Annotated in this window: 13 protein-coding genes; 4 read left to right on the top strand and 9 right to left on the bottom strand. The window is 30.7% G+C overall.

Annotated elements, in window-relative coordinates:
- Positions 1 to 8 precede the first annotated feature (8 nt).
- Together BST83_RS01060 and BST83_RS01055 are read left to right on the top strand one after the other, a co-directional pair.
- Positions 9 to 3239, top strand: coding sequence for a SusC/RagA family TonB-linked outer membrane protein (locus BST83_RS01060; protein ID WP_104808189.1), 3231 nt, complete (start codon positions 9 to 11; stop codon positions 3237 to 3239).
- A gap of 16 nt (positions 3240 to 3255) precedes the next feature.
- Positions 3256 to 5055 carry a RagB/SusD family nutrient uptake outer membrane protein gene (locus BST83_RS01055; RefSeq protein WP_104808188.1) on the top strand — a complete coding sequence of 600 codons (1800 nt, stop codon included), beginning with the start codon at positions 3256 to 3258 and terminating at the stop codon, positions 5053 to 5055.
- A 175-nt stretch (positions 5056 to 5230) separates the two neighbouring features.
- On the opposite strand, the gene BST83_RS01050 is transcribed toward BST83_RS01055, so the two are convergent.
- The 3 genes from BST83_RS01050 to BST83_RS01040 form a co-directional block, all read right to left on the bottom strand.
- A complete protein-coding gene (locus tag BST83_RS01050) occupies positions 5231 to 5425 on the bottom strand; it encodes a hypothetical protein (protein ID WP_104808187.1) in 195 nt (64 codons plus the stop codon).
- Between the two features lie 440 nt (positions 5426 to 5865).
- Positions 5866 to 6627 (bottom strand): nucleotidyl transferase AbiEii/AbiGii toxin family protein, encoded by a 762-nt coding sequence (locus BST83_RS01045; RefSeq protein ID WP_104808186.1) that lies wholly within the window; start codon positions 6625 to 6627, stop codon positions 5866 to 5868.
- Positions 6628 to 6918: a DUF6922 domain-containing protein gene (locus BST83_RS01040; RefSeq protein WP_104808185.1), complete on the bottom strand. Its 291-nt coding sequence runs from the start codon at positions 6916 to 6918 to the stop codon at positions 6628 to 6630.
- Positions 6919 to 7278: 360 nt separating this feature from the next.
- Between BST83_RS01040 and BST83_RS01035 the strand changes: the two genes are divergently transcribed.
- Both BST83_RS01035 and BST83_RS20100 read left to right on the top strand, forming a co-directional pair.
- Positions 7279 to 7518: a hypothetical protein gene (locus BST83_RS01035; RefSeq protein WP_104808184.1), complete on the top strand. Its 240-nt coding sequence runs from the start codon at positions 7279 to 7281 to the stop codon at positions 7516 to 7518.
- A gap of 473 nt (positions 7519 to 7991) precedes the next feature.
- Positions 7992 to 8675 (top strand): hypothetical protein, encoded by a 684-nt coding sequence (locus BST83_RS20100; protein ID WP_205853537.1) that lies wholly within the window; start codon positions 7992 to 7994, stop codon positions 8673 to 8675.
- 7 nt (positions 8676 to 8682) lie between these two features.
- Here BST83_RS20100 and BST83_RS19725 read toward each other — a convergent pair whose 3' ends face one another.
- The 6 genes from BST83_RS19725 to BST83_RS01005 all read right to left on the bottom strand — a co-directional run bounded on the left by BST83_RS19725 (position 8683) and on the right by BST83_RS01005 (position 13648).
- Entirely contained in the window at positions 8683 to 8829 is a 147-nt protein-coding gene (locus BST83_RS19725) for a hypothetical protein (protein WP_170062701.1), read from the bottom strand.
- A 255-nt stretch (positions 8830 to 9084) separates the two neighbouring features.
- Positions 9085 to 10128 carry an IS5 family transposase gene (locus BST83_RS01025; protein ID WP_104808182.1) on the bottom strand — a complete coding sequence of 348 codons (1044 nt, stop codon included), beginning with the start codon at positions 10126 to 10128 and terminating at the stop codon, positions 9085 to 9087.
- Positions 10129 to 10228: 100 nt separating this feature from the next.
- On the bottom strand, positions 10229 to 10546 hold the full coding sequence (locus BST83_RS01020; protein WP_104808181.1) for a hypothetical protein: 318 nt from the start codon (positions 10544 to 10546) through the stop codon (positions 10229 to 10231).
- A gap of 9 nt (positions 10547 to 10555) precedes the next feature.
- Positions 10556 to 11698, bottom strand: coding sequence for an AbiH family protein (locus tag BST83_RS01015; RefSeq protein WP_104808180.1), 1143 nt, complete (start codon positions 11696 to 11698; stop codon positions 10556 to 10558).
- Positions 11698 to 12696, bottom strand: a complete 999-nt coding sequence (locus BST83_RS01010) for a virulence RhuM family protein (RefSeq protein WP_104808179.1) — start codon at positions 12694 to 12696, stop codon at positions 11698 to 11700. The genes BST83_RS01015 and BST83_RS01010 overlap by 1 nt, the downstream gene beginning before the upstream one ends.
- 46 nt (positions 12697 to 12742) lie before the next feature.
- Positions 12743 to 13648 carry an Abi family protein gene (locus BST83_RS01005; RefSeq protein WP_104808178.1) on the bottom strand — a complete coding sequence of 302 codons (906 nt, stop codon included), beginning with the start codon at positions 13646 to 13648 and terminating at the stop codon, positions 12743 to 12745.
- Positions 13649 to 13973: the final 325 nt, after the last annotated feature.

Below are 13973 nucleotides of genomic sequence, written 5' to 3'. Positions count from 1 at the left end.
ACCTAATTATGAAAAAACATCAATTATTATTGTTATTCTTAATCATTAGCTCCTTCGGATTTGCACAGCAACGAATTACTGGACGCGTTACTGATAGTACTAATGAACCCATACCAGGTGTTTCTGTTACCATACTCGGTACATTAACAGGAGTTATTACCGATTATGACGGTAAATATGAAATTAATGCCAAAGCAACACAAGAATTAAAATTTAGTTATTTAGGCTTTGTTACCCAAACTATTTTGGTTGGAAATCAAGATTTAATCAATATTATGCTCGACGAAGATTTACAATCTTTAGACGAAATAGTTATTGTAGGTTTTGGTAAACAAAAGAAAATGAACTTATCAGGAGCTGTAAATTCAGTTTCTATAGATCAATTGTCTACCAGACCTTTAAGCAACATTACTCAGGGTCTGCAAGGAGTTTCGCCAGGTCTTAATATTGATTTTACCAATGGAGCTCCTGGATCTAATCCAAAAATAAATGTGCGTGGTTTTACCTCTATAAATGGTGGTGAACCTTTAATTCTTATAGACAATATCCCATCAGACGTTTCTTACTTAAACCAAATTGCACCAGAAGATATAGAAAATATATCTGTACTTAAAGATGCTGCCTCTTCTGCTATTTATGGAAGTAGAGCAGCGTTTGGGGTTATATTGGTAACCACGAGAAATGGATCTAAGGGTAAGACTAAAATCACCTATAATAATTTTATGTCTGTAGGCACACCTACGGTTTTACCTCAAAAGATTAGCGATCCTTATATTTACATGCGATTGCAAAAAACGTTTTCTGGCAACACCCCTTGGGATAATCAATTTTTTACAGACGACCAATGGCAATGGGCAAAAGAACGAAGCAACAATCCTAGCGAAACTGCAGGTGTAAGAGCAAATAGCACAACTGGAATGTGGGAATATATGGGTAATAAAGATTGGTCTGAATACTTCTTATCAAATACTACCTTTTCTTCCAATCATAATGTTAGTATTAGCGGAGGAAATGAAAAACTAAACTATTTTGTTTCAGCTTCTACCAATAAAGATAATGGAGCATTACAATTAGCCGAGGATTATTATACTAGAACTGGTTTGAGAGCAAAATTAAATGCCGACATAAACGATTGGTTAAGCTTTGGTTATAATACCTCATTTATTATGGGTACTCGCAAAAGCCCATCTTATTTTGACATTACTAGTATTTACAATTTTAATACTTACGAATACAATGAAAATCCAGATGGTACCTGGACAAATACAGGTGTAGGTAGAATGGCAGCTCAATTAGTAAATGGTGGAGAAGAAAAAGATGTAACCAGTACTTTTAGAACTAATTTTACAGCCCAAGCTTGGTTGGTAAAAGATATTTTTAAAATTAATACAGAGTATACTTATGAGCAAGAAAATCAGAATTATGACGCCAATTATACCAAGTATAAAATTGGATTTGCAGAAGACGATATTAGAGAAGAAGGTATAAACCAAGTTTGGAAAGGATTTGGAGAAAGAAAATATAGTGTATTAAACGTTTATGGAACTTTTACCAAAACCTTAAACGATGATCATGATATTACACTTTTAGGAGGTTATAATCAAGAAGATCTAAGAAATGAATATACTTATTTAAATAGAGATGGTGTTATTTCTGCTTCATTACCAACTATTCAATTGGCTACGGGAAATATTGAAGCTTCCCAAAACATTTACAGTTGGGCTGTTAGAGGTTTGTTTTACAGAGCCAATTATATATATAAAAATCGCTATATCGTAGAATTAAATGGACGTTATGATGGTTCTTCTAAATTCCCTAAAGACAAACGATTTGGATTCTTTCCATCGGTTTCTGCAGCATGGAATATATCCAAAGAAAGTTTTATGGATAAGGTAAGCCCTACCCTTAGTCTTTTAAAATTGAGAGGCTCTTATGGTACTTTGGGAAACCAAGATGTAAACCCATTCGATTATATACCTTTTATGTCTGCCACTAATGGTGGTTACATTGTAGACGGTGCATTGCCTTTAATGATCAATTCACCATCACTCGTTTCCGACAATTATTCTTGGGAGAAAGTAACCACTCGTAACTTTGGTGTAGATCTTGGTTTTTTAAATAATAAAATTAAAGCCACTTTTGATATTTATCGAAGAGACACGAAAGATATGCTAACTTTAGGTAAAGAGCTACCTGGCGTAATTGGTGCTAGTGAACCGTTACAAAATGCAGCAAATTTAAAAACTAATGGTTGGGAACTTTCCATTGCGTATCAAAATAGTTATGGAACTGAAAAACCTTTGGGGGTAAATGCTCGATTTAATTTAAGTGATAGCCGTTCTTACATTACAAGTTTTGATAACCCTAATAACAGCCTTATGCAATTTAGAGAAGGTATGGAACTTGGTGAAATTTGGGGACTTACCTCAGACGGACTTTTTGAATCTCAAGATGAAATAGACGCTTTAGATCAAACCTCTTTAATACCTTGGGGTGCATTAACAATTGTAGAAGGTTGGCCAAAATATAAAGATTTAGATGGCAATGGTGTTATAGAACTAGGTACTAGTGCAGACGACCCTAAAGACGCTAGTGTAATTGGTAATATGATGCCAAGATTTCGTTTTGGTTTTAACTTAAATTTAGATTGGAATAATTTTGATCTAGGCCTATTTCTGCAAGGTGTTGGCAAAAGAGATTATTACCCAAAAGATTACTTATACTGGGGCTTTTACCAACAACCTTATGCTGGTGGTTATGCACACTTAAACGACTATTATAGAGCATCAGATGATTCCCCAGAACTTATGGCACAACATTCTCAAGCTTATATAGATGCCGGTTTGGCTCATGCAAATACCAATGCAAATTACCCTGTAGCTCAAGCCTGGTTAGCTGACCGAAATTTAGGAGAGCGTATAGACGAAGCTAAAGGTTTAGCAATACCTCAATCTAAATACTTATTAAACGCTGCTTATTTAAGGTTAAAGAATATCACCTTTGGTTATACTTTACCTAAGACGTTTTCAAATCGAATCGGAATTGCTTCTTTTAGAGTCTATTTTAGTGGAGATAACCTTTTTGAATGGTCTGAAGTGGCTGATTTTTTTGATCCTGAATCTATTTCGGATATCGATAATCGATTGAACCCCGGATACAGCCCAGGACGTACAGAAACAAGTGGATATCAATACCCTTATCAACGTAGATATTCATTGGGTATCAATGTTAGTTTTTAAATAAATAATACAAAAAATGAAAGACATAAAAACATATTTTAAAAAAGTATTACTGTTATTTGGTATTTTTTGCCTAGCTGCATGTAATGATGACTATTTAGAAAAATTTCCTGAAACAGAAATTGGAGCAGAAAACTTTTTTAATACAGAAGACGATTTAATAACATACGTTTATAGTATGTACAACTTCCCTGGCAATGGTATTTTTACGGCTGATGAAGCTACTGATAACATGAACACCACCGGTAATCGTGAAATAAAAACGATTATGACTACCGAAGCAAACGCTACCAACATTACCATTGGTTGGGATTGGAGCGCTTTAAGAAATATCAATTTCTTTTTAGAACACGTAGATAAAGCAGAAGTTACCGAAGACGTTCGTAATCATTACATAGGGGTTGCTCGTTTATTTAGAGCTAATTTTTATATGGAAAAGATAAAAAGATACTCGAATGTACCTTGGTATGATTATGTTTTAGGTACTTCTAATGAAGATTTGTACAAACCAAGTGATTCTAGAGAAGTTGTCATCAATCATATTTTTGAAGATTATCAGTTTGCTTTAAACAATGTAATGGAAAGTGTTGAAACAGGAACTGTAAATAAATGGGTAGTTGCTGCGTATTATAGTAGAAGTGCTTTACATGAAGGTACGTTTAGAAAATATCATAACGAATTAGGTTTAGCATCTACAAGCAATACCTATTTGCAACTTGCAGAAAACGTTTCTAAAGAAATTATGGATAGTGAAGCTTATTCTATTTACAATACCGGTAATCCTTCGCAAGATTATCATATGCTTTTCGAAAGTCAAGATTTAACTTCTAATCCAGAAATCATTTTTTCTAATACTTTCGAAACAGACATTAAAGATGGTGCAGATCCACAATATTTATTTGGTAGTTATGAATCAGGACCTTCTAAAGATTTAGTAGAAGCTTATTTAATGAGCGACGGATCGTATTTTAGCTCTAAAAGCAACGTAAACACACTCTCTTTTGTAGAAGAATTTACAAATCGTGATGCCCGCTTATCGCAAACTTATGCTTTTCCTGGTTGGCAATTGTATTATACTTCTACCTATAGCCCAGGTAACACAAATTATGTACAAGAACTTAAAAAGAATTTTACAGGATATCATCAAATTAAAGGTTTTATTAATGATCCTTCTTATGCAGTACGCGCTGCTGTAGATATTCCTGTATTAAGATATGCGGAAGTATTATTAAATTACACAGAAGCAAAAGCAGAACTAGGAACATTAACTCAAGAAGATTTAGATTTATCTATTAATGAATTAAGAAAACGAGCAGGAATGCCAAATTTATTATTAACTGTAGGTGCAGATCCTGTACAATCTTCAAAATATCCAAATGTAACTAGTCCTATTCTTTTAGAAATTAGAAGAGAGCGTAGAGTAGAAATGGCTTTAGAAGGGCGTCGTTTAGATGATCTGAACCGCTGGGCTGCTGGTAAATTAATGGAAAAAGAACCTAAAGGGATGTATTTTTCAGGATTGGGTAAACACGATCTTACTGGAGACGGAATTGAAGACATTGTGCTTTTAGTCGAATCTGATGCCATACCAATCCCAAAAGAAACTAACAATCTGGGTGTAGAATTAATGTATTATAAAGTTGGTAACGTAGGTAACATTAGTGTAAATGTGTATTTAAGCAATGGTACTAGTGGTAACATTGTAGCAAATCCAGAACGTGGTGTTTTTACAGAACCAAAAGATTATTATAGGCCAATACCGGCTTCAGAAATAATACTAAACCCTAATTTAGAACAGGTGTTTGGTTGGTATTAAATTAATTGTTTATTAAATTAGAACACTAGACTCTATACTTATTTGTTCATTGTAAATGAGCTGTAAAGTATAGAGTCTTTTTTTCGTATACTTTAAAGTTTAGAGTTCAAAAAACAATAACCTTTCCTTATATCACCTTGAACCTGTTAAAGGCTCCACTGCAAAACATTGAATTTTAAGCTAAAACCTCCTTTATGTTACCTTGAGCTTGCCGAAGTAATGAAAAGTAATCTTGAATTGTAAAACCTAAAAGCTCTATTTCGTCATAAAAATTTTCTACCCAGTGTGAGTTTAATACGGGTATATGATATGCTTTTTGTTGTAATTGAAATAATTTTACCTGCTGATTTTTTTGTTTTTTTTGTTGCATATAGTTTAAAATTAGCTTGCCATAATAAAGTTGTTTTAGGCTTATTGGTAAACCCGATCGCTCGGATATGTTCTTTAGACAATGTTAGCGCGGATTTGCAATCCATGCACGCATAGTTTATCGACACATGAAAGCTGCAAACAAAATAAATAAAAAAGAGATTATAAAATAGATTGCAATTTCATCATTGGAATGGACACAGATTCCAAATCCGCGCCAGCTTGAGAAATAGTTGTTTGAGCGCTGGCAATGGCTCTTTGCTTTTTTATTGTTCTAATTTTTAAATATAACTAGGTTTAAATAAAACAAGCAATGTGCCATTTTAGCGTTGGCTACAACTATTATGACACAAAACCAACTATGCAGTGGTGAGCGGGATAACACAAAAGACAGAGGGTTTTTGCCTTTTCGCAAAAAATTGGGTTTTGGGTTGTGGGGATTTAGTATACTGGATATTCTACACCTAAATGCCTGTATAACTTTCTTATTTTAGAAACCCAACTGATACGTGTTTGAATCCAAGGTTTACTATTATTTGCCATTGTAATATTATCATTAGAATGATTTGGTTTTATAGAATTTCTTTTTTTTGTATTTCTATCAAAATTTAAAAGTTCTAAAGGATATTGTGTTGGGCATTTATCCTCATCTAAATCAAAAATATTTTTGTGCTCTTCATTATTATATAAGGCTTTTTTAACTTTTAACGCTTCAAATAATTCTATGATTGGTATTTTTTCTGTGATGAAATCTAAATCGTAAATATCTTTTTTTGCTGCTCTACTAGAACCACTAACTAATTTAAATAAACCTAAATCTTTTGCAGTTACTAACCTCACATCATCTATTACCTCAACAGCATCCATCATTTTCATATTCTGAATGATTTCTACTTTTATGCTTACACCACAAGGTTTTGTTATATAACATCTAAAAAAACTATGTTGTTCACTTACTTTATCGGCAGGGTATTCTATTCCTGTAACATTCTTTTTACCATAAAAATGTATAATTTCATTTTCTATAGCCTCTAAATGTTTTACACCCACTATTTCTTGGCAAAACAAATCGATGTCTTGAGATTCTCTATGATTAAAACGAAATGCTAAATTTGTACCTCCTGCTAATGCAAATTGAGATAAACTTGGTAAGGATTGTAATTCTTTAATGGTTTGTAAGAGTACTTCTGATACCGCACTCATTTAACTAAAATCGTAACGTAAAAAAGTAGGTTTGTTATAACGTTTAGAAACTAATCTACAAACGTTATTACTGATACGTTCTTTTGTGTCTTTTAAAGTAGTGTAGATTTCATTAGCACTATAAACACTTTCTACAAGTTCAATATCTTTAGAAAAAGTATCTTCATTTGTAGTCATTAATACTCTAGGGATAATAATAGCCCTATCTCTTTGAGTAGACAATTTATTAGTATCCATATCCCAAAATGCTTGTTTTGGAAAAGTATCAGATATGTTTATTTTTTTAGCCAATGGTTTTGTGTATTAAAAAATGTATTTAAATACTTTACAAAAGTAGATAATTTCTTTATCTAAAGCAACTATTATACTATTTATTGTATTGTAAGCGTTATACTTAAGCTAATAACTAACTTTATATATTAGACGTTTATTTGTTTATATAGTTACAAAATATTTTTTAATCTATTTTATTTGTTTATTTTGTAGATGTATACCATTACTATAAGAGTTATATATACTATAAGAATTTACTTTAATGTTTTTTAAACATTTATAATAAATATTGTAGATTTGATGTGTATTATATTTTTAGAACATTTGGCATTCAATTTGCTAAGGTATTTGAATTATTAATAAAAAAGTATTGCTTAAATGAATAATAACAAAAACTTATTTGATAGTTTAATTGGAGTATTTGGAGTTATAGCCTTATTTGCTATAATCTATAATACTATTAAGACTATTGCTAATAAGACCGAAACAAATGTTATTTCAGAGAAAGCTTTAAAAGCTATTCAAAACCCTGATGAAGCTATAAGATTAAGAAAAGCAATTGATGAGTATCACGAAACTGGTGACTGGTCTAAAACAGAAATTAATACTATTTTATAATATAATTAATGAATCTTACTATTGGGTTCATAGCCTTCTTTATTTCAATAGTTATACCCGGTTTACTTTATAGGCGCTTTTTCTTCTATGGTGAATTTTCAAAACAGTTTAATACAAAAGACCCTGTCTTACATTCTATTTTTTTTAGTATTGTACCAGGTATTGTTTTGCAATTAATATGCTTTATTTTTTATTATAAAATACTAGGCTTTAATGCAACTTTTTTAGACATTTTTACAATTTTTAGAGATGTTACTTCAGACGGAACTGCAGAAACTAAAACCGTAACAAAAGATTTCATTAACAATCATATAACTACTTACTTTTATTATACTTTATTTGTTTTTATCATCTCTTCGATAATTGGCTATACTTCAAGTAGAATAATTAGATGGTGGAAATGGGATAAAAAATATAAATTCTTTAGGTTCAAAAATCAATGGTATTATATTTTTAGTGGAGAAGTATTAACAATGAAGAAGTTTAAAGAGGCGAATAAAGTTTCTTTTAATAAACTAGACCCTTTTAAGTATGGAGTCTCCACAACTTATGCTGATATTTTAGTCAACATAAAAGATGATGTTAGAGAATTATATACTGGGTATGTTGTAGATTACGACCTAAAAAGCGATGATACTACACAGCTAGATAAAATATATTTACTTGACGCTTACCGATATAAAAGAAAACCTAAAATAGATAGTGAATTAATTATTGAAAACGCTATTGATGATCCAACTAGAGATAGAAAAAAAATACCTGGTGATGTTTTTATTTTAAGTGCTAAGAACATTATCAATATCAACCTTACCTACTTACCCTCGAAAGAAAAGAAAGTTGAAAAAAGAAAAAGAAAAAAAATAGTTTACGCTTGGATTTTGTTGATGTATCTATTTTTAACAATCTCTTTTTTAATACTACATTTCACTTATAAGTCTATAGGACTTGAAGATACTTTATTTGAAAAGTATATGACTAGCACCAACTTTTTCGAAAAACTACTAGCTTATTTATTTGTTAATCAAACCTTAAGTCTTTTTTTACCTATAGGTGAAAAATTAGATTTAAATTATAATTTAAATCTAATTGTAAAGAGATTAGGAATTGCTCTAATATTTGGAGTGCTTACTTATTGGTTTGTAATAAGTGACTTGTAATTACTAATTAATATTTACCAATTAAAGGTTGTAACTCTTTTGCTAATTGTTTTTCTAAAATAACTATAAGGTGTTTCATATTTTCTTCAAAAACAATATAGTTTAGTTTAAGGTCTCCATATAACTCTGGTTTGTACCAATGAAATAATTGCATGCCTGCTGTTTTTGGACTTTGACTGTAACCTAAATGAGTTACTAATCTACCCCAAAAACCTATTTCTACTTTGCCAACATATAATGTATTACTTTTAGCATCATACCCTTTTTTATAAGAAGATAAGACCGTTGCAAAAAGCGAACTTAATTATTTTTACTTTTTAGAGTTCCCTTTTTTTTAGCTACAACATCGATTATGCTATTTTTTTTCTATTTTAAGTGAGTAAATGCCTTTTTTAGGCTTCATTTTTCCTTAATTTTTACAATTAGACGCAAATATCCCTGGACTTCGATATAAATTATAGCACATTGCCTCCATCAAATTTTGTGTATGCATTTTTTTCATCCCTCTGTATCTTGCAATTCCACCTTTAAACCATAATTTTATTCCTCCAAAAGTACGTTCTACTTTAAACCTTGTTTTTCCTATTAATTTATTGAATCTAGTTTCCCATTTTGTTAACGGTTTATTTTTTACCGCCTTTTTAAGGATATGATTCTTTAAATTACGCTTCTTTAAAATCGCAACATTTTTCTTTGATTGGTACCCTTTATCTGCCTTTAGAGGGATGTCTTTTGGTAATACCACATTTACAGTTTCTAGAACTTCCTCCAAATTTGCAATCTCATTTTTGCTCGCAGTTGTGGTTAGTACTCCTAGAACGAGTCCTTCGTTATCCGTTACATGATGCTTTTTAAACCCAAAATGGTACTTTCCTCTTTTCTTTAACCAAGTACCCTCTTTATCGACACTATCTGGATATTCTTTGTGTACTTCTACTTGGTCTGCACAGCGGTCTTCGGTTACCTTAAAATTTGTTTTTCCTTTTGGTCTAAGTGGCGTATCTATTACACTAGCGTCTATTATTAAACCTGTTTTTACAATGATATTATGTGCTTCTAGCTGTTTGTTTATGGAGGTAAATAATTTTTCGAAGGTTTGTGTTTTGGTTAATGCGGTTCTAAACCTACTTAAAGTACTATGATCTGGAGCAACCTGTTCAATGGTCATCCCACAAAAATAACTAAAGGAAAGACTGTCATTTATTCGGTCTTCAACTTCATAATCGCTTAAACCATACCAACTTTGTAAAAGACACATTTTAAAAAGTAATGTCCCATCATAAGAAGGCTTGCCAGTGGCACTTTTTCCTTTTAAATAATCATTATTTATTAGGATAGAGATCGTATCCCAATCGATAAGGGTGTTTATTTGGGTGAAAAATGTCTTTTTAATTTTTCTTGCTCGTAAATCGCAAATGCTATCGGCTAAAGTTGGTTGTTTTTGTATTTTCATACACTAAATTTACAGATTAATATACTTACAATCATATATTTAACATAAATAATAACGTGTTATTTTTGTGCTTTTTATTAGGTACTTCCTTGCAACGGTCTTAAGATGTATTTCTATAAGGAGTTTTCAAACCTTTTTTAACTGGCTCTCTATAGCCTTCAATAAATTTCTCTCTAATTGATTCATTAACATCAGAAGAAGCGAGTTCAAACCAATATAAAACAGGTTTTTTGACGTCTTTTAAAGCTCTGATTTCTGTAATACATTCACTAATACTTGCATCATTCATAAACATATTGTCAAAGTATTTTTTATCTAAAACAATCGTTTTTTTACCTTCAGAATTATTAAGATTTAATTGTGCTTCTTCTAAAATTTCAAGAGAATTTGAAATGTAACCTTTTATTTTATTTTTCATTAAACCTTTTTAAATCTGCGGAATTATATCTTTAGGATTAAAGTTAACTATTTTCTCTCTCATCAGTTTATTACTATTAAAGTGACGTGAAATATTCATTGTTTTTGTATTAAAATCTTCTTGATTATAATAATAAATTTTTATTGATTTACAATTTTTATGCTCAAAGATTTCATTTAGCATAACTCTATCTGATAAGCCACAACTATGACCGTAAATACATACTTGATAATTATGTGAATTTAAAAAACGTAGTAATTCTCTGTATTTATTGCTTTTAAAATATTGGAATGATTTTATAAATTTAAAGTATTTATTATCATTTAGTTCTTCAATTTTTTTATAAACTTCATCCATTTCATCACCAAAACCAAATATTATAGGTTCATCAGAAATAGCACTTGAATGAATTTGATTAATAGTAATATCTGAGTGTTCTAGACCACTTTGCTCTAAAATAACGTTAAGACTTTCTGTATAATTAAAGTTTAAAAAATAAATATGTTCTGGATTAATGTCAGATTGTTGCTTTTCTATAATATCTTCTTTTACAATAACATCATAGAATTGCGAAACATATGCATCAGCATCACTTATTTTTAAATCAATTTCTATTTCACGTAAGTACTCTTTTAGCCTTTCTGATATTTGTTCTAAATCATCATTTAAAATATCAATACTATGTAAATTCTTTTTTAGAGACAAAGACTCTTTTACTAAATCGAAGTATGTTGCTTCTATATCTATCCAATTTACTTTACTTAATTCTAAAATTTTTTGAAATAAAGATTGTTTGTTTTTTGGCACAACTTCAATATTAAACTGTTTTAAGAATTCGTTTAATGAAGCTAAGGTTTCACATTCTTTAATACTGGTTGGTATTGTAGAATATGCTTTTTTAACTAAAACATCAAATAATGGATTGCTTGCAAAACCATAAAAGCTTATTAAATCGTATTGCCTTAAAAAATCGTTATACTTTGTGTGTTTTTCATTTGTTACCTTTTGAGGAAAACTCTCTAATGCTTTTAACACCTCTGACTTTAGTAACCAAAACAAAAAATCATTATAAGACGTTTTTAAGTCTAGAGCTAAATCAAAACCATTACCTATTAAGATTAGTTTATTGTAGACTTTTTCTACATTCTTCATTATTTTTTGTTTTTAAGCAATTTTTCTATTTCTTCTAACTCCATAGCATCTTCTCTTTTAGCTTCCTCAAATTTTCTATTGGTGTTGAATTCTACGTATATTTCTCTTACTTTTTCTTCCATTTGTTTGTTAGAAATAGACCCCAAACCTTTTAAAACTTTTTGGTCATTAAACTCTAAAACGCTGTCTACATTTTGTTTCCAGAAATTCATTGTAATATCGATACGGTTTTTGACTCTTAATTCTGCTGTTTCTAAAAAGATTACTACTAATCTGTTTAAGGAATCTAGTTCATCTTTATTTAGATAGTTTTTTGCAATAAAGATGTCTTGTTTTCTTACTGCATTGCCTTGCCAAGTTGTTAGTGCCATAGTAGGGTCTTTTGCACTGGCTCTTGCTACTACTAATTCTGCGGCTGTTTTATGTGTAACTGCAAATAGTAATTTGTTTTGTGTTTCGGCAAAAAACATTTGTGTGGCTTTGTCTGTTGGGTCGTAATCGCTGCATAATGCAAATAGGTCTTTTACTTTTTGATAGAATCTTTTTTCTGATGCTCTAACATTTCTAATACGTGCTAATAATTCATCAAAATAATCTGGTCTGCCATCTGGGTTTTTTAGGCGTTCATCATCCATTACAAACCCTTTAATCATGTATTGTTTTAGGTTTTGGTTTGCCCAAATTCTAAATTGTGTACCTCGTTTGCTACGCACTCTAAAGCCGATTGCCAAAATCATATCTAGGGCATAAAAAGTAACGTTGTATTCTTTACCATCTTGGGCAGTTGTTAAGTAATCCTTAATAACTGAATTTGACGGTAACTCTTTCTCTTTTAATATGTTAGATATATGTATGCTGATGTTTGGTATAGAGGTGTCAAAAAGTTCTGCTAGCTGACTTTGGTTCATCCAAATAGTACCTTCTTTGGTATATAAACTTACAGATGCTTTGCCATCTGCAGTAGTATAAATAATGATGTTCTGTTGGTTGTTTTGCATTTTAATTCTTTTTAACTCTTCTGTTTTCTACTACTTTTCTTTTTACTTATTGCCAAAGCGGCTCTTGTTGCCAATTAGGTTTCATATCTAATGCATTGGAGTCTACATTTGGATACTTGGTAAACAACGCATCTAATCTTGATGTAAATAAATTATTAGGCTGTATTTCATTTAACATATATTTCATTAAACACATATGAACATATAATTTATTGAACTGTTTAGGCACGTTTTCTTTGTCAACTATCCAAGGATTTGGTGGTTTTGGTAATAGCTTAAAGGTATTTGGCAAATTGCGATTCCATAATCTTGAATGATGTGCGCAAAAATTTCTAATTTGTGCAATAGATTGTAGCCAACTTGGTAAAAACGTATGATTTACTGCTCCAAACTCTTTAGCGATAGTGTCTTTAGCTTTTACTGTAGGTTTTAAATTACCATATAATTTAGATAGTGCGCCAAAACTTGTTTGTTCTAAAGATTTCCAAGCAGGTGGAAACCTTTTGTCATCTTTATGGTTTTTAAAATGATTTTTAATAGTAACGTCTTTAGAACGTTCTAATTCTCCTTGAAGGTTTGATAATGTTTTTGTCAATGCCATACTATCTGAGAACAACTCAAAATTTTGAAACCACCAGGGATCTATTTCATGTGAAGGATGATATATTAATTTGGTACGAAGACTAATTTCTATTTTTTCTATAACATCGAAAAGGAGTAAACGCAGTTCTGCATCAAAATTGTAGAGCGCAATAACATCGTTAAACTTACTGTTGGGTTTAAAAACATGCTGTTCTTTGTCTTCTTGCATTACATACCAATACTCGCCTAAACGATAATAACTAATATGCGATAAGTATTTTAAAGCAATACTTTCATTTGAAAATAGAAGACCTCTATCTTTAAGCTTTTGTAGCTGTTCTTCTATTGTAAATGCTGTTTTTTTAAACATAAAATATACCTTTTAATGAAGAAATGGAAAGGTATAAAAAGCAAAAGACACACCCTGGGACGCTGTTCTTATGGTGTAGCGTGGTGTGTACTGTTGCTACAAAAGTACAACTTTTGTAATATATTACACTAGTATTTGTCTGTTTTTTTCTTTTCATACATTTTCTTTTTCAATTAAGAGATTGCTTCGTGAGTTTCTGAAACAAGTTCAGAACAAGCGCAATGACACACGTTATGGCAATGACTAACTATTTTCTACAACTTCTATTTACCCAAAGTTTCTATTAGGTTTTTTAATTCATTCATTTCTTCTAATGGTATAAAAT

Source organism: Polaribacter filamentus (assembly GCF_002943715.1).
Lineage (GTDB): Bacteria > Bacteroidota > Bacteroidia > Flavobacteriales > Flavobacteriaceae > Polaribacter > Polaribacter filamentus.
Note: the sequence above shows the minus strand (reverse complement) of the source record. Positions and strands in the feature narration are given on the sequence as shown.

What these genes read in the sequence shown, in the direction of transcription:
- BST83_RS01020 (WP_104808181.1), bottom strand. Translation starts at nt 10,546, where the DNA reads ATGAAAAATAAAATAAAAGGTTACATTTCAAATTCTCTTGAAATTTTA.
- BST83_RS01060 (WP_104808189.1), top strand. Translation starts at nt 9, where the DNA reads ATGAAAAAACATCAATTATTATTGTTATTCTTAATCATTAGCTCCTTC.
- BST83_RS01055 (WP_104808188.1), top strand. Translation starts at nt 3,256, where the DNA reads ATGAAAGACATAAAAACATATTTTAAAAAAGTATTACTGTTATTTGGT.
- BST83_RS01025 (WP_104808182.1), bottom strand. Translation starts at nt 10,128, where the DNA reads ATGAAAATACAAAAACAACCAACTTTAGCCGATAGCATTTGCGATTTA.
- BST83_RS01005 (WP_104808178.1), bottom strand. Translation starts at nt 13,648, where the DNA reads ATGTTTAAAAAAACAGCATTTACAATAGAAGAACAGCTACAAAAGCTT.
- BST83_RS01035 (WP_104808184.1), top strand. Translation starts at nt 7,279, where the DNA reads ATGAATAATAACAAAAACTTATTTGATAGTTTAATTGGAGTATTTGGA.
- BST83_RS19725 (WP_170062701.1), bottom strand. Translation starts at nt 8,829, where the DNA reads ATGCAATTATTTCATTGGTACAAACCAGAGTTATATGGAGACCTTAAA.
- BST83_RS01045 (WP_104808186.1), bottom strand. Translation starts at nt 6,627, where the DNA reads ATGAGTGCGGTATCAGAAGTACTCTTACAAACCATTAAAGAATTACAA.
- BST83_RS20100 (WP_205853537.1), top strand. Translation starts at nt 7,992, where the DNA reads ATGAAGAAGTTTAAAGAGGCGAATAAAGTTTCTTTTAATAAACTAGAC.
- BST83_RS01010 (WP_104808179.1), bottom strand. Translation starts at nt 12,696, where the DNA reads ATGCAAAACAACCAACAGAACATCATTATTTATACTACTGCAGATGGC.
- BST83_RS01015 (WP_104808180.1), bottom strand. Translation starts at nt 11,698, where the DNA reads ATGAAGAATGTAGAAAAAGTCTACAATAAACTAATCTTAATAGGTAAT.
- BST83_RS01050 (WP_104808187.1), bottom strand. Translation starts at nt 5,425, where the DNA reads ATGCAACAAAAAAAACAAAAAAATCAGCAGGTAAAATTATTTCAATTA.